Source organism: Actinoplanes sp. NBRC 103695 (assembly GCF_030269485.1).
GTDB lineage: Bacteria > Actinomycetota > Actinomycetes > Mycobacteriales > Micromonosporaceae > Actinoplanes.
On sequence record NZ_BSTL01000001.1, the window covers coordinates 156,676 to 176,416 of the forward strand.

The window sequence follows — 19,741 nt, forward strand, 5'->3', positions numbered from 1 at the left end:
GACCTACCACTGGCCGCGCGGGTAGCCGGCCGGGGCGGTCGGGGGCTGTCCCTCTCCTGGGATGCCTGGGATGCCTGGGATGCCGCCTTCGGCTACCACTGGCCCGCCCGGCCACCGCCGCGCGGGCCGGCCTACCACCGTGAGCGGCGGCAACTCCGGTGAGCGGGCGCCCCGGGCACCCCGGCCGCCGGGCACCCCGGCCGCCGGGCAGCCCGGCGAGCCCCTACGCCCAGCGAGGGCGCCGGCAGCAAAGGGCGCCCGTCGAAAAGACCTGGCAATGCGTCACTCCGTGCAGGCGGCGTCCGGCTCGTCGCCGCGGAGGCGTTCGAGCAGCGGCGCCAGGGTGCGGCGCTCGTCGTCGGTCAGGCGGCGCAGGATCATGTTGCGTTCGGCGACCGCCGCGGAGATCTTGTCGCGCAGCCCGACGCCGTCCTCGGTGAGCGTGAGCAGCTTGACGCGCCGGTCGGTGCCCGGGATCCGGGTGATCAGGCCGCGTTCCTCCAGCTGATCCGCGAGGCTGGTGATGTACGAGCGGTCGCAGTGCATCTGGTCGGCCAGGTCGCGCATTGGGGCGGGCGTGCTGAGCAGCACGAGCACCCGGGCGAGGGGTACCGGCAGCCCGAACGCGCCGACGGTGTCCATGAAGTCGCCCTTGGCCTCTTCGGCGATGGCGATGAGCAGCTGTGACAGCCGGCCCGCTTCGGCGAACCGCTCCTCCTGACGCGACATGTGACCACGTTACTACAGTCACTCAATAGTTGACCCAGTCACGTAATGGGTTATGCTCAGAAAAGCGTGAGTCGGTCAACCATTAACCGACTCAACGATCCTGAGGAGTCAGCGATGAAGCGCGACACGACAGTGACCTGGCGACCGGTGCCGGCCGGCGACCTCGACCTGACCGGCACCAACGCCGCGGTGATCGGTGGTACCGGCGGCATCGGGCGGGCCGTCAGCCACCTGCTCGCCGCCCAGGGCGCACGGGTTCATGTGGTCGGCCGGACCTTCCGGGACGCCGGCGTGCCCGGTCTCGACTTCCTGCACGCCGACCTCAGCCTGATGCGCGAGGCCGAGCGGGTCGCCGCGGAACTGCCCGTCGAGACCCTGGACCTGGTCGTCTTCACCACCGGCATCATCGCCGCGCCGAAACGCCAGGAGACGGCCGAGGGCCTCGAACGCGACATGGCCGTCAGCTACCTGAGCCGCCTGGTGACCCTGCGCGCCATGGCCGACCGGCTCGGCGCCGGCCGCCCCGCCGGCAGCCGGCGACCGCGGGTGTTCGTGATGGGCTTCCCCGGCAACGACCGGACCGGAGCGGCCGACGACCTCAACGCCGAGCGTGCGTACAAGAGCATGGCGGTCCACATGAACACCGTGGCCGGTAACGAGGCCCTGGTCCTCGACGCCGCGCGGCGCTACCCCCATCTGGACGTCTTCGGCCTCAACCCCGGCTTCGTCAAGTCCGACATCCGCGCCAACCTCTTCGGCGAGGGCACGCTGCGCGCCCGCCTCTTCGAGGCCGCCCTGACCCCCATCACCACCAGTCCCCGGGCGTACGCCCGTCGCGTCACCCCGTTGCTGGTCGCGCCGGAACTGGAGGGCAGCAGCGGCACCATGTTCAACCGCAAGGCCGCCGCCGTCCAGCGTTCCACCGGCATGACCGAGTCCCATGTGGCAGCGTTCATGGCCGCCTCTGCCGAGCTGGTGTCCCGTGCCGGGGTGAGTCTGTAGCCACCGCGTAGCGGCTCATCCTCAGCAGGGGCAGCGTCAGGGCGGCGAGGACCACGCCCAGGGCACCCACGGCCAGCATCGCGCCGCGCAGCCCGGTGACCGACGACCACATCCCGACGTAGACCGGGCCCAGCAGGAATCCGGTGTAGGCCACCACGGTCACGATCGACGTGGCGCGTCCGCGGGCGGACTCGACCACGTTGCGTGAGGCGATGCTGAGCAGCGTGGGGAAGAGCGCCGCGGTTCCGGCGGCGGCGAGGACCAGACCGGCCAAGGCGATGGGTACGGACGGAGCACGCGCCAGGACCACAGCCCCCGCGGCCGCCACCAGCGATCCGGCAACAAGCACCGTCCGCGCGTGTGCCGGATCCACAGTGCCGGCCGCGAAGCGGGTGATCGCCACGACGGCCGCGAACGCCGCGGGTGCGATCGCGCTGAGCCCTGGCCCGGTCGACAGGACGTCGGTGAGGAAGACCGCGCCCCAGCTTTGATGGGCGTTCTCGCTGGCGAACGCGATGGCGCCCAGCACGCCGACCAGGATCAGCGGGGTGATCGGCATCCGCGCGGTGCCGGTCGTGGCGGGTGGCGGCGGGGGAGAGGCCTCGGGCAAGAGCCGGTGGATGGCGACGCCGGCCAGGACCGAGACCGCGAGTACGCCGGCGAACGGCGCCCAGGTCGGCGCCCCGAGCGCGTACGCGCCACCGGTGCTCAGGCTGGAGGCGACCACCGCGCAGGAGAACACCGCGCCGGCCCGGGTGATGATCGGCCGTCCGGAGGTCTGCTCGGCGCGGCCGCCGATCGAGTTCATGCCGACGTCGGCGGCGCCGCTGGCGAAGCCCACGACGGTCAGCCCGGCGCACAGGCCGGCGAGGCTGTGAGCCGTGCGGGCGGTGATCAGCCCGGTGACGCCGAGGGCCGCCATGAACACCGCCGTGCGACGCAGGCCCCACCGGTCCAGCGCCCGCCCGGCGAGCAGCATCGCGGGCAGGGCGCCGGCACTGATGAACAGCAGGGCCGTGCCGAGCCGGGCGTCGTCGAGGCCGGCCTGGTCGCGGATGGCGGGCACGGCCGACCCCCAGGTGCCCCAGAAGGCGCCGAACGCCGCGGCGGCGACGTAGGCGGCCGAGGTCATGCGCATTGTGTAACGCTACACAGATATCATCGCCGGGTGCAACGACGCGTGACGATGACGGACGTGGCCCGGGCGGCGGGCGTGTCGCCGATGACCGTTTCGTACACCTACAACCAGCCGCAGCGGGTCTCCGCCGAGAGCCGGGCCAAGGTGCTCGACGCCGCGCGGGATCTCGGATATGCCGGGCCGGACCCGAGCGCCCGCTCCCTGCGGTACGGCGCCACCCGTACCCTCGGCGTCGTGCTCGGCGAGCACCTCACGTACGCCTTCGACGACCCGCAGGCCGTCCTCTTCCTGGCCGGCGTCGCCGAGGTGTGCGCCGACCGGGGCTACGGCCTGCTGATCGTGCCGACCGGCACCGGCGAGGAGGACCGCGACTGGGTGGTGGCCGCCGCGGTCGACGCGTACGTCGTCTGGACCACCACCGACGACGACCCGGTGCTCGCGGCGGCGCGAGACACCCGCCGCCGCGTCGTCGTGCACAGTGGACCGGCCCGCCCCGGCACCACGGTGATCGGCATCGACAACCGGGCGGCGGCGCGCGCGGCGGGCGCCGAGGTGTTCGCGGGCGCCCGCCACCCGGCCGTGCTCAGCTTCCCGGTCGACCGGCGGCGGGAGACCTTCGTCCGGTCCGGCATCGACCCGGCGTCCGTGGCGTACCCGGTGACCCGCGACCGCCTGGCCGGCTACCGCGACGCCGCTGTTGATCTCGGCATCGACTGGTCCGAGGTGCCGATCGGCGTGTGCCGCACCAACGACGACGGCGAGGCGCGGGCGGTGATGCGCGAGCTCCTCGACGTCGCACCCGGCATCGACGCCGTCGCCGCGATGGGCGACCGCCTGGCACTGGCGGCGCTGCGCGAGGCGCCCGGCCGGCTGCGCGTAGTGGGCTGGGACGACTCGGAGATCGCCCGCGACCATGACCTCACGACCGTGGCCCAGTCCCTGCGCGAACAGGGCGCGGCCTGCGCCACCGCGGCCCTCGGCGACCCGGCCCCCGACCACCGCGACTCGTGGCGCCTGGTCCGCCGAGCCTCCACCTCCTAGGCTCGTGCCATGACCACACCGGGGGAGTTTCACGCGGCCGAGGGCGTCGAGGACTGGCGTTCGCTCTACCACCTCGTATCGGCTCACTTCCCGACCGGATCGCTGGCCGAGGGCGTCGCGTTCGCCGACGCGATCGCCCGGCTCGCCGACGCCGCCGACCTCATGATCGACCTGCGCACCGCCGGGGTCACGGTCAGCCTGACGCGCCGCGACTTCGCGCTGGCCCGGCGCATCTCGGCCGCCGCCGCGACGCTGGGCCTCGTCGCCGATCCGAGCGCCGTGCAGGTCGTCATCGTCACCCTCGACGCGCTGGCCGGCCCCGAGGTGCTGCCGTTCTGGCGGGCGGTGCTGAACTACGGCCAGATCGGCGACGAGTACGTGTACGACCCGAGGCGACGCGGCCCCGGCCTCGCGCTGCAGCAGATGTCCGAGCCGCGCGAGCAGCGCAACCGCATCCACCTCGACATCGCCGTCCCGCACGACCAGGCCGAGGCCCGGGTCGCCGCCGCGCTCGCCGCGGGCGGGCGCCTGGTGTCCGACGAGCACGCCCCGAAGTGGTGGATCCTGGCCGACCCCGAGGGCAACGAGGCGTGCGTCGCCACCTGGCTCGGCCGCGAATAGTAGTGTCACGTCGCGTGAAGCTGCGCGAAACCGAGGTCCGGATCGCCGACCTCATCAGGTCCGTCGTGATCAGTCCGGCCGGGGACGGCCCGTGGCCCGGGGTGGTCCTCTACACCGACATCTTCCAGCTGACCGAGTCCACGCTGCGCACCGCGCGCCGGCTGGCGGCGTACGGCTTCGTGGTCTGTGCCCCGGAGATCTACCCGCGCACCGACCTGAACGGGGTCGCGCTGGAGTTCGACGACGAGGGCAAGGCGCGCGGGATGGCGGGCGCGGCGGCGACCACGGTGGACGAGTTCGACGCCGATCGGGTGGCGGTGCTCGACTACCTCGAGGGCCGGGACGACACCACGGCGCTCTACGCGACCGGCTTCTGCATCGGCGGGCACCTGGCGTTCCGCGCCGCCTTCGACCCGCGCGTACAGGCGACGGTCTGTTTCTATCCGACCGGGCTGCAGAACGGCGCGCTGGGCAAGGACGCCGACGCCGGGTCGCTGCAGCGGGCCGCCGACATCCGCGGGCGGCTGCTGATCGTCTTCGGGTCACAGGACCCGCACGTGCCCGCCGACGCCCGCCTCCAGGTGCTGTCCGCGCTGTACTCGGCGGGTCTCGACGACCTGGAACTGCACGTCTACCAGGGCGGCGAGCACGCCTTCATGCGCGACATCGGCCCGCGGCACGACCCGGTCCTCACCGACCTGGCCCTGACCGAGGCGGTCAGCTTCCTCACCGGACGCTGAACAGCACGTCGAGCTGCGCGTCCAGCGCCTCGATCGCCTGCTCGGCGGTGAACTGTCCGCCGAGCAGGTAGATGCCCAGCCCCTCCATCAGCGCGAGCAGCCCGGTCGCCGCCGTCGCGCCCCCGGGCAGCACCTCGGCGAAGTACTCCAGCAGCTGTGCGGTCTCCGCCCGCAGGCCGGGCCGCACCGCCGTGTACGCGAGGAAGGCCAGCGCCACCCGCCCCACGTCCCGGCTCGCGTCGTCCAGCGGCAGCACCGCCGTGATCATCGCGCGCAGCAGCAGGCGTGGCGGCGGATCGTCGCCGAGCGTGGCCACCGCCGCGGCCACCCGGGCCTGGTTCCGGTCCCGGACGACCTCCAGCGCGAACGCCATCATCTCGTCCTTGGTGCGGAAGTAGTGCTGCACCATGCCGGCCGACACGCCCGCCTCGGCGGCCACGTGCCGCAGGCTCACCGCCTCGAGCCCCTGCGTCGCGGCCAGCCGGGTGAGCGCGTCCGCGATCAGCGTCCGCCGCTCGGTGTGATCGACCTTCCTGGGCATGCCGGAAATGCTGTCACAGCAGGGTGACGGCGCCGGTCGCGCCGTCCACCTCGACCAGCTGCCCGGTGGCGATGCGCTCGGTGGCCCGCGGCACGCTGATCACCGCCGGGAGCCCGTACTCCCGGGCGACGGTCGGCCCGTGCGCCATGATCGCCCCGGTCTCGGTGATGATCGCCGCGGCGGTCAGGAAGAGCGGGGTCCACCCGGGATCGGTGGTGGCCGCGACGAGCACCTCGCCGGGCTCGATCCGCGCCGTGGCCGGATCGTGCACGACCCGGGCCGGTCCGGTGGCCCGCCCGGCCGAGGCGCCGACGCCGCGCAGAGTCCCGCCGTCACCCGGCAGGGTGGCCTCCACGTCGGTGCCGTCCGAGAGCAGCGCGACCGGCACCCGCCGGCGTCGGCTCTCCGACCGGTGAACCGCCTTGCGTCCGGCGACGATCTCGCGAAATTTTGCGGCTTTCGCGCGGCCGCCACCGCCCCCACCCCGGTACTGGGTGGGCGCCAACGTAGCAGCCGGGTCCGACGAAATTTCCACGTCATCCACAGGGATCGCGCCGAGTTCGTCAAGAGTCAGGAACATCACGTCGCCCGGCTCGTCCAACCGCCCGTCCGCGACCAGCTCGCCGCCGATCAGCAGCAGCCGTTCCCGCACCGCCCGCAACCGGTACAGCCCCGCGAACTTCCCCACCTCCCGCAGCCCGGCCAGCTCCCGCGCCCGCCGCAGCAGCCACACCGCCAGCCGCCCGCGCGCCGACCACCACCGCACCCGCCCGGCCAGCACCTCCAGGGCCGCCGTCCCCTGCTCCACCGCCCGCCGGAAACGCTCGTCCGGCGCCTGGGCCGGATCCTGGACCCGCATCAGATTGGCCAGCGCGGCGAACACCGGCGCCGGGTCCTCCGCCCATCGCGGCACCCCGAGGTCCGCTTCGGCGACCCCGCGATGTCCGTAGGCGGCCAGGAACGCCTCCACCCCGGGCGACGGCAGTTCCCCCGCCAGATACCGCCGCGCCAGTTCGGCCGGCGGCGTCTCCAGCAGCAACGCCCGATGTTCCGGCGCGGCCTCCCGGGCGACCTGCCACAACGCCAGGTCCATCTCGATGGTCACGTTGTGCGGCAGGCCCACCAGCACGGCACGGATCTCGGCCTCGGTCGCAAGACCTTTGAGCAGGGGTACGGGCAGAGCGGACGCGACCACCCCCGCCACGATCGGCCAGGTGATCGCCTCGGCCTCGTCGCCGCCGTCCGGGCCGAGCATCCGCGGGTCGGCCGGCCCCGCCGACTCCTGCCGCATCCGCTCGACCGCCGCGAACAGCCGTTCCCCGGCCCTCGCCGGCCGGGCCAGCGCCGACAGAACCCCGGCGGCGACCTTCGCGGCGGTCCCGATCGTGCCGGCCGCCCGGGGCGCCCGCCGCCCGTCCGGCGCGAACCGCGGATCCGCGAGCACCTGCTCCATCGCGGCCTGGGCGCGCGGCCCGAAGTCCACCGCCATCAGCCGGACCAGCCGCTTGCGGGCGGCCGGGTGCCGGGCGAGGTCGGTCAGGTCCCCGTACAGCCGCCCGCCGATGTCGACGATCTCGGCGCGCATCCCGATCGCCGCCACCATGGCCGCCACGGTCCGCTGGAGCGTCGACATCCCCATCGGTGTGGCCGGCCGCAGCATGCCCTGCACGTGCCCGAATTCGAGGTATACCCGCAGATCCGGGGTCGGCGGCGGCAGCGGGAACAGCGTCGTGATGTCCCGCGCCTGAAGGATCCAGAGTGTCCCGTCGCGGTCCCGCGCCCATTCGATGTCCTGCGGCACCCCGCGGTGCCGTTGCACGCGCTCCCCGACGGCCGCGAGGTCGCCCGGCGCCGGTCCTCTCCGGACGTCGGCGTCGCCGTCGACGACCCCGGTGCCGCGGGCCGACTCGATGAGCATCGCGTTCCGGCGCCCGGTCACCGGGTCGGCCGTGAACAGCACGCCCGCCTCTTCGACGTCGACCATCCGCTGCACCACGACGGCCATGTGCAGACCGTCGTGCGTCAGGCCGCGCGCCGACCGGTACGCGGTGGCGCGCTCCCCGTGCAGCGAGGCCCAGCACTTGCCCACGGCCGCGAGCAGCGCGTCGTCGCCGTCGACGCCGAGCACGCTGTCGTACTGCCCGGCGAAGCTCGCGTCCGCCTGGTCCTCGGCCGTGGCACTCGACCTGACCGCCACGGTCCCGCCGCCGAGCCGCGCGTAGGCGTCGAGGATCGCCGCTCTGCTCTGCTTACCCACACGCATCGCCTCGGTCGTGATCACGAAGCCGTCCGGCACCCGCTCGCCCAGCCGGACGAGTTCGCCCAGCCCAGCCGCCTTGCCGCCCACCGCCCCGGTCTCCCGGGCTTCCACCAGCGACACGATCAGCATGCGCACCTCCCCGTTTGGCAATACGACTGCACTGTATCTGCTTATCCAATACGACTGCAACGTAAAAAGCTGCCAGACTGACCGCATGGCACCGCGGGTGTGCATCGCCGGCCCCTCTGGTGAACGCGGTCCTCCGGGCGCGCCGCGGCGACGGCTACTGAGCGGTCGTCACCGTCTGCAGGCGCTCGAGGTTCGAGCTCATCTCCGTGCGCAGGTCGGTCGCCGCGGGGGAGGTGACCCAGCGCTCGAAGGTGACCTGCAGCACGACGATCCCGGCCTGGGCGGCCAGTGACGCGTCCGGCTCCGGGACGCCGCGTTCCCGCAGGCCGGCGCTCAGGGCCGCGGCCAGCGTCGCCATCTTGATCAGCTCGCGCTCCAGGAGCTCCGGGTTGGCGCTGATGATCGCGTGCCGCCGCCGTGAGTGGGTGTGGTCCCGCCCCAGGAAGACGGTCGACGCGTCCAGGGCGGCGCCGACCGCGCCCATCGGCGTGGCCGACGGAGGGGCGTCTCGCAGGGCCGTGACCATGCCCTCCTGCAGTGCCTCGGAGCCGGCGAAGAGCACCTCGCGCTTGTCTGCGAAGTGGCGGAAGAACGTGCGCGCGGTCAAGCCCGTCCGGTCCGCGATCTCGGCGACCGTCGTCTGCTCGAACCCTCGCTCGGCGTAAAGCTCCATCGCCGCCTCGCGCAACCGGGCCGCCGCGCCGCCTTCCCACCTCGCCATAACGGTGATCCTAGTCATGTCATCGAGTGACATCACCCATGCTACGGTAGTGACGTCATTGAGTGACATCACCAACAGGGAGGCGCGACATGCGCATCTTCGTCACCGGAGCGTCCGGCTGGATCGGTTCCGGCGTGGTCCCCGAGCTCCTCGAGGCAGGTCACAGCGTGCTCGGCATGGCCCGCTCGGACGCGTCGGCCGAGCGGGTGGCCGCCCTGGGCGCCGACGTGCACCGCGGCGACCTCAACGACCCGGACAGCCTGCGGGCCGGCGCGTCCGCCGCCGACGGCGTGGTCCACCTCGGCTACCACCACGACTTCTCGCAGATGGCCGAGGCCGCGGCGCTCGACCGGTCCGCGATCGAGACCATGGGCGCGGTGCTCGATGAGGGCGCGCCGCTCCTGATCGCGTCCGGCATCGCGGGCCTCACGCCGGGGCGGCCGGCCACCGAGACCGACGTCGGCGACCCGGCTGTCCACCCGCGGGCCAGGAACGCCGAGGTGGCGCTGCGCCTCGCCGACCGGGGCGTGCGGTCCGCGGCGGTCCGGTTCGCGCCTACGGTGCACGGGCAGGGCGACCACGGCTTCATCGCCGCGCTGGTCGCGATCGCCAAGGAGACAGGCGTTTCCGGGTACGTCGGCGACGGCTCCCACCGCTGGGCAGCCGTGCACCGGGACGACGCCGCGACCCTGGTCCGGCTGGGCGTCGAGCAGGCGGAACCGGGCTCGGTGCTGCACGCGGTCGCGGAGGAGGGCGTGTCCACCCGGGAGATCGCCGAGGCCATCGGGCGCGGACTGGGCGTACCTGTCGAACCTCGCCCGGCCGAGCACTTCACCTGGCTGGGCCGGTTCTTCGGCGCCGACCTCCAGGCGTCGAACGCGATCACCAGGCAGCGGTACGGATGGACCCCGGCCCGAGCCGGACTCGTCGCGGATCTGGATGAGGGCCACTACTTCCCGTAGCGGCCATCGATACCCTCTACTCAAGGGTGGGGGGCGAAAAGGCGATGAGGGTCTATTACCGAAGCGTTGACGTGATGGTCAGCGAGGAACGGTTCGTCTGGCTGACCGCGCCGCCGCGGGTGTTCGGGATCCGCGCGCTTCACGACATCAGCATTCGAAGCACCCGTCGTGGCTTGTTCAAGCCCCGGCGGTGGGAGCTGGTCACGCTCCAGAACGGCGCCGAGGTGCTGATCTTCGCCAGCCGCGACGAGCGGGTCTTCAACCAGGTCGTCCGGGCGCTGCGCCGGGCCGTGGAACATGCCCGGACGGGCCGGGGCGGGGAATGATCCCGCCGCCGGCCCGCCCGGTGACGGTCAGCTTCCGCTGATGGTGAACTGGGTGCCGGGTTCCCGTTCGATGTCGCCGTCACGCGAGTTGGTGATGGTCACGTCGGACAACGTGGCATTCCCTCTCGCACCGCTCATCGCCAGGATTCCGGCGCCGTTGTTGGACTTGTCGATCCGCAGATTGCTCAAGAGAACGTTCGGCATGTTGCCGCCGCCGGTCTTGAACTGGATGCCGTCGTACGTGGAGTCGGAGATCTCGGTGTCCCGGATGGTCACGCCGACGATGTCCTTGGTGGACGGGAAGAGCGTGATCGCGCCGAACTCCTGATCCTCGTTCCAGAACGCCCCGCCGGTGCGGAACAGCCCGTTGCCCGACACCGTCGTGGTGCCCGAGAACGGCAGCGGGCTGTGGTCGGTGGCCAGCATGATGCCCGGGTAGTTGGCGGTGTCCGCGATCAGGTTGTTCTCGATCACGTTGCCGTACCCGCCGTAGATCGCCGCGCCGTTCGCCCGCCACGGCAGCTGGATCGTGTTGTTGGTGAAGCGGTTGTCGTGCGCGATGTCGACGTTCTGGTCCTTGACGTACGGGTTGGCCCAGACCGCCAGCGAGTCGTCGCCGGTGGTACGGAACGACGAGTTGAAGACCCGCGAGTTGCGCGTGCCGTTGGAGAAGTTGATGCCGTCCGCGTACGTGTCACGGATCCGCATGCCACTGAACTCCAGGCCGTCACCGGGATTCCAGTAGGCCGGCGTGTCCGAGTAGTCCCGGCCGACCCAGGCGCCGACGTTGACGTGCTCGATCCAGACGTTGCTGATCTTCGTGTTCCTGCCGAACCGCCCGTTGAGCCCGTGCCCGCGGTTGGCCCGGTTCGTGGTCATCCCGAAGATCGCGATGTCGCTGATCTGCGTGTTGTCGTCGATGTCGAAGCCGACGTTGCCCTCGTGCGGGTGGTTGATGTTGCCCACCACGTTCTGCGGCTCGGTGTTCGTGTAGAGCTGCGAGTACCACATCCCGGCGCCCTTGACGACGACGTTGCGGATGCCCTTCTGGTTGTTGCCGTTGCGGGTCGGGTCCGGTGACAGGATCTTCTGCTCCTGCCGCCACTGGCCGGACGGGATCCAGACGCAGGAGATCACGCCGTTCTCGTCGTCGGTGACCGCGCGCTGGATCGCCGAGGTGTCGTCGATGCCGTCGTTCGGCACGGCGCCGTACTGGGTGATCGACGTGCAGCCGGACGGCTGGGACAGCTCGGGCGCCACCTGCTCCAGCTCGATCAGGTCCAGGTAGTAGAAGGACGCGTTGTCCCCGTTGTCGCGCTGCAGCCGGAACTTGGTGCCGGCCGGGTACGAGGTGCCGAGCAACGCGTGCGACTCGTCGAAGAGCCGGCGTGCGTTCGCGCTCGGGCTGTTGGACAGGCTCTCGGTGTCGTCCGAGGTGCCGTAGAGCCAGCTGTTCCGGGACGACAGGGTGAGCTTGCGGTTGAACACCCCGTTGACGTAGAGGCTGATCGTGGCGTCCTGCCCGCCGCCGCTCGCGGAGTCCGGGACGGAGTTGCGGACGACGATCGAGTTGGCCGCGCCGGCCGAGGTGACCTCGACGTACTGCCCGGCGGAGTTCAGCCGCACCGACGCCCGGCCGGAGGACTCCGTACCGAAGTTGGTGTGCCCGAAGGTCCGCAGCGCGTCCGCGGTGACCAGTGTGCCCTGGTAGCTCCCGGCCTCCGCCTCGTAGGACGTGTACGGCACCGCGGCGCCCCGCCCGACGACGATGGACCTGGTCAGGGTGTTGTTGTTCTCGTTGGTCTCGGCCACCGCGCCGGCCGCGTCGGCGGTCGCCGTGACCGTGACGCCGCCGGTGGTCGCGGTCCAGGTGCCCGGAATCGTGACGGTTGCCGTGGCGCCCGCCGCGATCGCCGGGGTGCTCCCGTTGAGCGTGGTCGAGCCCGCGGCGACCCGGGTGGTGGAGGCGCCGGCCTGGCTGGTGCCACGGTTGCGGACGGCCACGGTGAAGCTGACCGGCGCGCCGACGGCCGGGTTGGCCGGATTCGGCGTGATCGACACGACCTCCAGGTCCGGTCCCGGCGCCTGCCCCACGACCAGGGCGGTCGCAGATGTGTACGTGTTGTTGTCGTTGTTCTGCTCGGGCACGGTGTCGGCCGGGTCGACGGTCGCCGACACGGTGTAGCTGCCCTGGCCACGCCGGCCGGCCGCCACGCTCACCGTCGCCGAGGCGCCGGCGGCGAGCGCGCCCACCTGGGCGGTGCCCACGACGGTGCCGTTCAGCTTGACGTCCACGGTGGTCGCGGCGGAGGCGGCGGTGCCGGCGTTGCGCACGGTCGCCGAGACGCTGATCGACGAGGTCTCGTCGGGAGACGCCGGCGTCCAGGTCGTACCCGTGACGGTGAGGTCGGGGTTGGGCGCCCACGCCCCGATCACCTGGAACTCGGCGGCCTGCCCGCCCGGCGCCCCGGAGTTGGTGAAGAACTGCAGCCGCACGTCCGAGGCCCGGCCGCTGACCGGGATGGTGACGGTGTTCTGGTTCGACGACGCGTTGAACGCGTAGTCGGCGCGGGACTTCAGCGAGGTGAAGGCGGTCGCGCTCTGCGCGCGCCCGGAGACTTCGATGGCTTGCGTACGCGGGCCCCAGATCGGATCCGGGTTGAGCTTGACGACGACCGCGGTGACGTCGGCGTTCGCGCCCAGCCGGACGGTCAGCGTGGCCGGCTGCCCGGCGGCCTCCCAGTAGGTGGCGGTGTTGCCGTCGACGGCGTTGCCCGCCACGAACGACTGGGTGAACGACGACGCCTCGATCGGCTTGTTCGCGGCCAGGTTGTCGCCGTCGACCGGGGGCGGCGGCTCATCGGGATCGGTGCCGCCGGGGCCGTAGATCTCGAACTCGCCGATCTGCGCGGCCGGCCAGCCGGTGTTCGCGGTGACGGTCAGTCGCACGTACCGGGCCGAGGCCGCGGCGAAGGTGATGGTCACGGCGTTGCCGGTGGCCGGGTCGAAGAAGCGCCCGGCCGACGGGGACAGCGTGCTGAAGCTGCTGCCGTTGGTGCTGCCCTGGACGGCGACGGTCTGGGTACGAGCGCCCCACGCGGTGGACGGGGGCAGTTTGAGCGTGACCTGATCGACCTGGGTGGTGGATCCCAGGTCGATCTGGACCCACTGCGGGAAGGCGCCGTTGGGCGTCTCCCAGTAGGTGCTCGGGTTCTGGTCGTTGACCAGCTGCGGGCCGAAGCCGCCGATCGAGGCGCTGGCGGTGGCGGTCTTGCCGGGGGAGAGGTTGGGACCGGCCGCCTGTGCGGGGGAGGCGACGATTCCGGCGGCGGCGGTCAGTACGAGGGTGAGGACGCCGGCGGACAACCGGCGATGCAGCTTCCTTGTCATGGGGCCCTCAGTTCATCTTTTGCGTGGCCGTTGCCAAGTTCTTTCGGGACGGGGCATTCAAGGTTTCAGATATGTGACTGTTTCGTCAACGGTCATGCTCAAAAGGGCGCAGGCGACCGCGGTGAGAGTGGATTGATAGCGCGGCCGGGAAGACTGCTGGGAGAAGAGGGTGACTACCACTCAAACGGGGGGTGGTAGCTGCCCCAGCTTCTCCCGGGCGATAGCCGCATCCGGCTCGTCCAGCTCGACATAGAGAGCGAGGGCACGCTGGTAGGAGGCGCGGGCGCCATCGAGGTCGCCCGCCTCCTCCTGGGTCTCGCCCAGCGTGATCAGGGTGTCGGCGCCGCTCCAGATCAGGCCGACCCCGATCGCGACGTCGGCGGCCCGGGCCAGGCTCTCGATCGCCGCCGGCAGGTCACCGGTCGCCTTCTGTGCCACGCCGAGGGTGTCCAGGGCGTCCGACTCGCCCCGCTGCGACCCGGACCGGCGGTGGATCAGGATGGCCCGCTCGGCGAGCTCGATCGCGCCGGCCGTGTCGCCGGACAGGTAGCGGTACCAGCCCAGATTGTTCAATGCGAGGCCCTGACCGACCTCGTCGCCGACCGAGGAGAAGGCGTCCAGCGCGGTCTGCGCGTGTGCGACCGCCCCGGCCAGGTCGTCAGCCCGGCGGGCGTACGTGCCGAGCTCGAGCTCCGCGTAGCCGCGACCGCCCTGCTCACCGACCTCGGTGAACAACTCCGCGGCCCGCTCCATCAGCGACCGTCCGGTGTCGATGTCGCCCACCCCGGCCAGCGCCATCCCCAGGTTGCCGTTCATCATGCCCATCGCCCGCCGGTCGCCCTGCCGCTCGGCGGCGGTCAGCCCGGCCCGCGACACGGCCACGTACTCGGGCTTGTAGGCGTTCCGGTTGAGGATGCTCGCGCTGATGTCGGTCAGCTTCCAGGCCTGGTCGTCCGCCCCGGCGGCGACAGCCGCGTGCACGGCGCCGATCAGCGTCGGCCGTTCGGCGGCGCACCACCGGGCCGCCGCGTCACGGTCGGGCAGCCGCTCGACTGGCAGGTCCGCGGGCAGCGGGTGCTCGGGGAAGGTGAACCGGTGCGGGAACCGCAGCTTCACCGCCTGATGCCCGGTACCGACCAGGGTGTCGAGGAGCCGGGTCAGCGGCGCCGTCCGGTCGCCGAGGCCGGACGCCCGCTCCCGCGCGTAGTCGGCGAGCAGGTCGTGGAAGGTCCAGCGGTTGTCGCGCATCGGCTCGACCATGTGCGCGGCGACCAGCTCGCCGAGCACCGCGCGGGCCTCCTCGACGGTCGCGCCGAGCAGCGCCGCGGCCGCGTGGATCCCGAAGTTCGGGCCCGGATGCAAGCCGAGCACGCTGAACAGCTCGCGGGCCCGGGGCCGGAGCGCCCGGTACGACCAGGAGAACACCACCCGCGCGTCGGCCGACGGGTCGCCGGTGGCCAGCGCGTCCAGCCGGGCCTCGTCCAGCTCCGCCGCCAGCTTCTCCAGCGGCCGGTCCGGCCGCTCGATCGCGCGCGCCGCGGCGATCGCCAGGGCCAGCGGCAGGTGCCCGCACGCCCCGATGATCCGGTCCACCGCCTCCGGCTCCGCGATCAGCCGCTGCTCGCCCAGCCGCCCGGCGAGCATCTGCCGGGCCTCGCCCAGCGACAGCAGACCCAGCGTGATCAGGTGCGCGCCGGCCGTCGCCACCAGGCCGGTGAGCTGAGCGCGGCTGGTCACCACGGCCATGCAGCCGGGGGAGGCGGGCAGCAGCGGGCGAACCTGGTCGGCGTCGCGCGCGTTGTCCAGCACCAGCAGCATCCGGCGACCGGCCAGGGTGCTCCGCAGCAGCGCGGCCTGGGCGTCCACCCGGGGCGGGATCTTGCGCGCCGGGATGTCCAGGGTCTGCAGCAGCTCGTACAGTGCCTCCTCGGGGCGGACGACGGCGGCGTCCGCGTCGTACCCGCGCAGGTTGAGGTAGAGCTGGCCGTCCGGGAAGCTGCCGGCCGCCCGGTGACCCCAGTGCAGCGCCAGCGTGGTCTTGCCGATGCCCGCGGTCCCGGACACCGCGGAGATCACCACCGTGGTGGGCACCTCCTCGTCGAGCAGCCCGTCCAGCAGCGACACCTCGTGCACCCGGGCGGTGAACGAGCGCGGCTCCGGCGGCAGCTCGCGCGGCACCCGGGCGGGCTTGCCGGCCACCGGCACCGCCGCGGTGGACCCGCCGGTCAGGATCCGCTCGTGCAGCCGGCGCAGTTCCTCGCCCGGCTCGATGCCCAGCTCGTCGATGAGCAGGGCGCGGACCCTGCGGAACTCGGCCAGCGCGTCGGCCTGCCGGCCGGTGTTGTTCAGCGCCGTCATCAGCTGGCCGCGGAGCCGTTCGCGCAGCGGGAACTGCTCGACCATGCCGGTCAGCTCGCTGAGCACCGCGCGGTCGTGGCCCTGGGCGATCTCCAGGTCGGCCCACTCCTCGACGGCCACGCCGTGCTGCTCGTCGAGGGCGGCGGCGCGCTGCCGGACCAGCCGGCTGTCCACGCCGGCCAGGGCGGCGCCCCGCCAGAGGTCGAGTGCCGCCCGGGTGAGCATCGCCGCGCGTTCCCGGTCGGCGCCGCCCAGCTGCCGCGCTTGGGTCAGGTGGTCGGCGAAGAGGAACAGGTCGAGGTCGTGGCGGGCCACCCGGATCGCGTACCCGGCGGGGTCGGTGCGGATCAGGTCGCCCGGCAACCGGCGGCGCAGCCGGGACACCGCGGTCTGCACCTGGGCGCGTGCCGTGGCCGGCGGGTCGTCGTCCCAGAGCGCGTCGACGAGGTCACCGACCGCCACCAGATCGCCGGGGCGGAGAAGGAGCATGGCGAGCAGGGTGCGCTCGCGACCGGCCGTGACCTCGGCGCCGTCGACCACGAGCGGCCCGAGGATGCGGAACCGAGCGCGCGCGCCATCGCCCTGAGTCACCGCCAACCACCCCCGTAGCTTGCTGGGTGTCAATGTATCCGGTAGTTACGGATGCGTTGTAACTGGCGGCAGCATCGACAAAACCCGATAGGGTGACGCGGTGCGTACTCGCCGTGCTTTTCTTGCCCTTCTGGGGTCTGTTCTTCTCCTGCCGTTCGCCTCACCCGCGTCCGCCGCACCGGTGACCAAGACCGAGCCGGTGTACGACTACGCGACCGCCGTGCGGGAGCAGGTCTGGGTGCAGACGCCCGTCGACAGCGACTTCGACGGCAAGCGGGACAGGGTGGCGGTCCGGATCATCCGGCCGCGCGACACCGGCCACCAGATCCCGGTGATCTTCCAGCCCAGCCCCTACTACGCCGGACTGCAGGACGTCCCGAACCACGACGACATCGACCGTGACGGCGTCGGCAACAAGACGGCGCCACAGGGCTCGAACCGTGCCGAGACGATCACGTTCTCCGGCTATCTGGACAACTACTTCGTGCCGCGCGGCTACGCGGTGGTCTTCGCCGACAGCCTCGGCTCCGGTGGCTCGGACGGCTGCCCGACCTCGGGCGGGCGCAACGAGACGCTGGGCATGAAGGCCGTCGTCGACTGGCTGAACGGCCGGGCCAAGGGATGGGACGCGGCCGGCGACCCGGTGGCCGCCGACTGGAGCACCGGCAAGACCGGCATGATCGGCGTCTCCTACAACGGGACGCTGCCCAACGCGGTCGCCTCCACCGGCGTCGAGGGTCTCGAGACCATCGTGCCGATCGCCGCCATCTCGTCCTGGTACGACTACTACCGCGCCAACGGCGGCGTGGTCGCCCCCGGCGGCTTCCAGGGCGAGGACCTCGACGTCCTGGCCCGGGCCGTGCTGACGCGACAGAACCCGGAGGTCTGCGCGCCGGTGATGGACGCGATCGAACGCGACCAGGACCGCGTCACCGGCGACTACAGCAAGTACTGGGCCGAGCGCGACTACACCCGGTCCGCGGACAAGGTGAAGGCCAGCGTCCTGCTCGTGCACGGGCTGCACGACATGAACGTCCGCACCGGCCAGGCCGGCCAGTGGTGGGACCTGCTCGCCAAGAACGACGTGCCCCGTAAGATCTGGCTGCACCAGGGCGCGCACAGCGACCCGTTCTCGATCCGCCGCACCGAGTGGCTGGCCACCCTGCACAACTGGTTCGACCACTGGCTGTACGGCATCGACAACGACGTCATGAGCAAGCCGATGGCCGACGTGGAGGTCGCGCCGAACGTCTGGAAGACCGCCCGGAGCTGGCCGATCCCGGCCGCCCGCACGTCGACCTGGTACCCGTCGGCAGACGGTGAACTGTCCCCGGTCGCCGGGCGGTCGCAGCGGGCCTCCTTCGTGGACGACCCGGCGCGCACCGCCGAGAACCTCGCCGCCGGCCCCGCGGCGGCCGACGGCAACCGGCTCGCCTTCCAGACCGCGCCGCTGACCGCGGAGACCCGGCTCTCCGGCACCCCGGAGATCACCGTCCGCGCCGACCTGGACGGCAAGTCGCCGTACTTGACCGCGCTGCTGGTCGACTACGGCCCGGCGCAGCGGTTCGCCGGGCGGCGGGCCGTCGCCGGGCAGGACTGCATCGCGCCCGGCATCCCGGAGGACCCGGGCTGCTTCAACCGCAGCGAGTACGTCACCGCGGAGACGCCGTACGAGATCGTCACCCGCGGCTGGGTGGACGTGCGCAACCGGCACGGCCGCAACCGCACCGAGGCGATCACGCCCGGTGAGACGTACACGGTGAAGTGGGACCTGCAGACCACCGACCACGTGTTCGCGCCCGGCCACACCATCGGCCTGGTGATCATCTCCACCGAGCGGGACCACACGCTGCGCTACCCGGCCGGCACCGAGGTGGGCGTACGCCTCGGGGTCTCGAAGATCAGCCTCCCACTCGCCCGCGGCTAATCGTTGTAGTTGACCAGCGGCACCGCGATCGCACCGAGACCGGGGATGGCGCCGTCCTGTGCCTGCTTGATCAGGGACTCGGCGGCGGCCACCCCGTTCTCGCCGGTCTTGGACATCCGGGCGGCGGCCATGCCGGCGATCACCGGCGTGGCGAACGACGTGCCGCTCCACTTCGCCATGCCCTTGTACTTCATCTTGACGCCCTTGTTCGGCGGCTCCTCGCCGATGTAGGTGCCCACCGGGAACGCGTTGATCAGGTCCTCACCCGGCGCGAACACGTCCACCCAGCCGCCGAAGTTGCTGAAGTCGGCCCGCTCGGACAGCGTCGGGTCGAGAGCGCCCACCGACACCGCGTACGGCGCCGCGGCCGGCCAGAACGGCTGCCGTTGCCCGTCGTTGCCGGCCGCCGCCACCAGCAGCACGCCCTTGTGCAGACGCAGCCGCCGGCGGCCGAAGAGCTGCAGCGTGAGCAGGTCGCGGGAGGCATGCGTCCAGGTGCCCGCGGAGAAGTTGATGATGTCCGGGAAGTCGTTGTCCAGGATGTCCATCAGCGCCTCGACCAGCTCGGTCTCGAACTGGGCGCCGCCCGGCTCGAAGCTGGCCCGCACGTGCACCTCGGCGGCCGGCGCCAGGCAGCGGATGACGCCGGCGATGAACGTGCCGTGGCCCGCGTACTCGGTCATCGGGTTCTCCAGGATGCCCCGGTCCAGGTCGCCGGTCACGCCGCGCAGCCACGGCGACCGCTTCTCCGCCTCCGGGTCCAGGCCGGTGTCCGCGACCACGACGCGGACGCCATGCCCGGCGGTGCGGTCCTTGTTGACCGGTGGCACCGGCGTGCTGTCTGGCGGCACCGGGGTCGGCTCGGACGCCGGGCAGTTGCCGGCCGAGCCGGGCGACAGGTGGACCAGGTGGTTGCACGAGGCGACGCCGGGGCCCATCGCCCGGTCGACCTCGCGCAGCGCGTGCATCGTCCCGCCGGGCACCAGCATCACCCGGTAACCGGGCGCCGTCGGGTTGCGCTCCTGGACCTCGCACTCGATCTCGCGGCTGCGCAGGTGGTCCTGCACGACGTTGACCTGCTGATCGCCGACCAGCAGGCTCCGCGGCTCGTAGTGGTACTCGACCCCGTTCTCCTCCCAGCCCGCCGGGCCCGGCGCGATGTCGATCCCACGCTGGCGGAAACGGGCCCTGAGCAGGCGTAGCTGAGCCTGCTGGCGGGTCTCCGGGCGGTTATCGGTTCGTTCGTCGCTCATCGATTCTCCTAG

Annotated in this window: 15 protein-coding genes; 7 read left to right on the forward strand and 8 right to left on the reverse strand. The window is 72.2% G+C overall.

Annotation, left to right across the window (positions count from 1 at the left end; all coding sequences use genetic code 11):
- Positions 1-282: 282 nt before the first annotated feature.
- Positions 283-729, reverse strand: a complete 447-nt coding sequence (locus QSK31_RS00645) for a MarR family winged helix-turn-helix transcriptional regulator (RefSeq protein WP_285679933.1) — start codon at positions 727-729, stop codon at positions 283-285.
- Between the two features lie 114 nt (positions 730-843).
- On the opposite strand from QSK31_RS00645, the gene QSK31_RS00650 reads away from it, so the two are divergent.
- On the forward strand, positions 844-1,731 hold the full coding sequence (locus QSK31_RS00650; RefSeq protein ID WP_285679935.1) for an SDR family NAD(P)-dependent oxidoreductase: 888 nt from the start codon (positions 844-846) through the stop codon (positions 1,729-1,731).
- Here the strand turns inward: QSK31_RS00650 and QSK31_RS00655 are convergent.
- The gene (locus tag QSK31_RS00655; RefSeq protein ID WP_285679937.1) at positions 1,682-2,869 is read right to left on the reverse strand and encodes an MFS transporter; all 1,188 of its coding nucleotides are present in this window, start codon (positions 2,867-2,869) and stop codon (positions 1,682-1,684) included. The genes QSK31_RS00650 and QSK31_RS00655 overlap by 50 nt on opposite strands.
- Positions 2,870-2,899: 30 nt before the next feature.
- Here QSK31_RS00655 and QSK31_RS00660 point away from each other — a divergent pair, with 30 nt between their 5' ends.
- From QSK31_RS00660 to QSK31_RS00670, 3 genes are read left to right on the forward strand one after another with little or no spacing between them, the layout of a single operon-like run.
- The gene (locus QSK31_RS00660) at positions 2,900-3,910 is read left to right on the forward strand and encodes a LacI family DNA-binding transcriptional regulator (protein ID WP_285679939.1); all 1,011 of its coding nucleotides are present in this window, start codon (positions 2,900-2,902) and stop codon (positions 3,908-3,910) included.
- 9 nt (positions 3,911-3,919) lie between these two features.
- A complete protein-coding gene (locus QSK31_RS00665; RefSeq protein WP_285679941.1) occupies positions 3,920-4,531 on the forward strand; it encodes a 4a-hydroxytetrahydrobiopterin dehydratase family protein in 612 nt (203 codons plus the stop codon).
- Between the two features lie 14 nt (positions 4,532-4,545).
- Positions 4,546-5,271 carry a dienelactone hydrolase family protein gene (locus QSK31_RS00670; protein WP_285679943.1) on the forward strand — a complete coding sequence of 242 codons (726 nt, stop codon included), beginning with the start codon at positions 4,546-4,548 and terminating at the stop codon, positions 5,269-5,271.
- On the opposite strand, the gene QSK31_RS00675 is transcribed toward QSK31_RS00670, so the two are convergent.
- The 3 genes from QSK31_RS00675 to QSK31_RS00685 form a co-directional block, all read right to left on the reverse strand.
- Positions 5,258-5,812: a TetR/AcrR family transcriptional regulator gene (locus QSK31_RS00675; RefSeq protein ID WP_285679945.1), complete on the reverse strand. Its 555-nt coding sequence runs from the start codon at positions 5,810-5,812 to the stop codon at positions 5,258-5,260. The genes QSK31_RS00670 and QSK31_RS00675 overlap by 14 nt on opposite strands.
- Positions 5,813-5,825: 13 nt before the next feature.
- Entirely contained in the window at positions 5,826-8,201 is a 2,376-nt protein-coding gene (locus tag QSK31_RS00680; protein WP_285679947.1) for a PEP/pyruvate-binding domain-containing protein, read from the reverse strand.
- Positions 8,202-8,355: 154 nt separating this feature from the next.
- Positions 8,356-8,922, reverse strand: coding sequence for a TetR/AcrR family transcriptional regulator (locus QSK31_RS00685; protein ID WP_285679950.1), 567 nt, complete (start codon positions 8,920-8,922; stop codon positions 8,356-8,358).
- A gap of 89 nt (positions 8,923-9,011) precedes the next feature.
- Between QSK31_RS00685 and QSK31_RS00690 the strand changes: the two genes are divergently transcribed.
- Both QSK31_RS00690 and QSK31_RS00695 read left to right on the forward strand, forming a co-directional pair.
- Positions 9,012-9,884 (forward strand): SDR family oxidoreductase, encoded by an 873-nt coding sequence (locus QSK31_RS00690; RefSeq protein ID WP_285679953.1) that lies wholly within the window; start codon positions 9,012-9,014, stop codon positions 9,882-9,884.
- A gap of 74 nt (positions 9,885-9,958) precedes the next feature.
- Complete coding sequence (locus QSK31_RS00695; RefSeq protein ID WP_285679955.1) at positions 9,959-10,210, forward strand: DUF6232 family protein; 252 nt, start codon at positions 9,959-9,961, stop codon at positions 10,208-10,210.
- Positions 10,211-10,237: 27 nt separating this feature from the next.
- Here QSK31_RS00695 and QSK31_RS00700 read toward each other — a convergent pair whose 3' ends face one another.
- Positions 10,238-13,600, reverse strand: coding sequence for a CARDB domain-containing protein (locus tag QSK31_RS00700; RefSeq protein WP_285679957.1), 3,363 nt, complete (start codon positions 13,598-13,600; stop codon positions 10,238-10,240).
- A gap of 180 nt (positions 13,601-13,780) precedes the next feature.
- Positions 13,781-16,549: an AfsR/SARP family transcriptional regulator gene (locus QSK31_RS00705; RefSeq protein WP_285679959.1), complete on the reverse strand. Its 2,769-nt coding sequence runs from the start codon at positions 16,547-16,549 to the stop codon at positions 13,781-13,783.
- A gap of 100 nt (positions 16,550-16,649) precedes the next feature.
- On the opposite strand from QSK31_RS00705, the gene QSK31_RS00710 reads away from it, so the two are divergent.
- Entirely contained in the window at positions 16,650-18,476 is a 1,827-nt protein-coding gene (locus QSK31_RS00710; RefSeq protein ID WP_285679960.1) for a Xaa-Pro dipeptidyl-peptidase, read from the forward strand.
- On the opposite strand, the gene QSK31_RS00715 is transcribed toward QSK31_RS00710, so the two are convergent.
- Positions 18,473-19,729 (reverse strand): S8 family peptidase, encoded by a 1,257-nt coding sequence (locus QSK31_RS00715; RefSeq protein ID WP_285679962.1) that lies wholly within the window; start codon positions 19,727-19,729, stop codon positions 18,473-18,475. The two genes, QSK31_RS00710 and QSK31_RS00715, sit on opposite strands and share 4 nt — an antisense overlap.
- Positions 19,730-19,741 lie beyond the last annotated feature (12 nt).

Bases quoted from the DNA above. Each gene is read 5' to 3' on its own strand.
- QSK31_RS00645 (WP_285679933.1), bottom strand. From the start codon at position 729: ATGTCGCGTCAGGAGGAGCGGTTCGCCGAAGCGGGCCGGCTGTCACAG.
- QSK31_RS00650 (WP_285679935.1), top strand. From the start codon at position 844: ATGAAGCGCGACACGACAGTGACCTGGCGACCGGTGCCGGCCGGCGAC.
- QSK31_RS00655 (WP_285679937.1), bottom strand. From the start codon at position 2,869: ATGCGCATGACCTCGGCCGCCTACGTCGCCGCCGCGGCGTTCGGCGCC.
- QSK31_RS00665 (WP_285679941.1), top strand. From the start codon at position 3,920: ATGACCACACCGGGGGAGTTTCACGCGGCCGAGGGCGTCGAGGACTGG.
- QSK31_RS00675 (WP_285679945.1), bottom strand. From the start codon at position 5,812: ATGCCCAGGAAGGTCGATCACACCGAGCGGCGGACGCTGATCGCGGAC.
- QSK31_RS00680 (WP_285679947.1), bottom strand. From the start codon at position 8,201: ATGCTGATCGTGTCGCTGGTGGAAGCCCGGGAGACCGGGGCGGTGGGC.
- QSK31_RS00685 (WP_285679950.1), bottom strand. From the start codon at position 8,922: ATGGCGAGGTGGGAAGGCGGCGCGGCGGCCCGGTTGCGCGAGGCGGCG.
- QSK31_RS00690 (WP_285679953.1), top strand. From the start codon at position 9,012: ATGCGCATCTTCGTCACCGGAGCGTCCGGCTGGATCGGTTCCGGCGTG.
- QSK31_RS00695 (WP_285679955.1), top strand. From the start codon at position 9,959: ATGGTCAGCGAGGAACGGTTCGTCTGGCTGACCGCGCCGCCGCGGGTG.
- QSK31_RS00700 (WP_285679957.1), bottom strand. From the start codon at position 13,600: ATGACAAGGAAGCTGCATCGCCGGTTGTCCGCCGGCGTCCTCACCCTC.
- QSK31_RS00715 (WP_285679962.1), bottom strand. From the start codon at position 19,729: ATGAGCGACGAACGAACCGATAACCGCCCGGAGACCCGCCAGCAGGCT.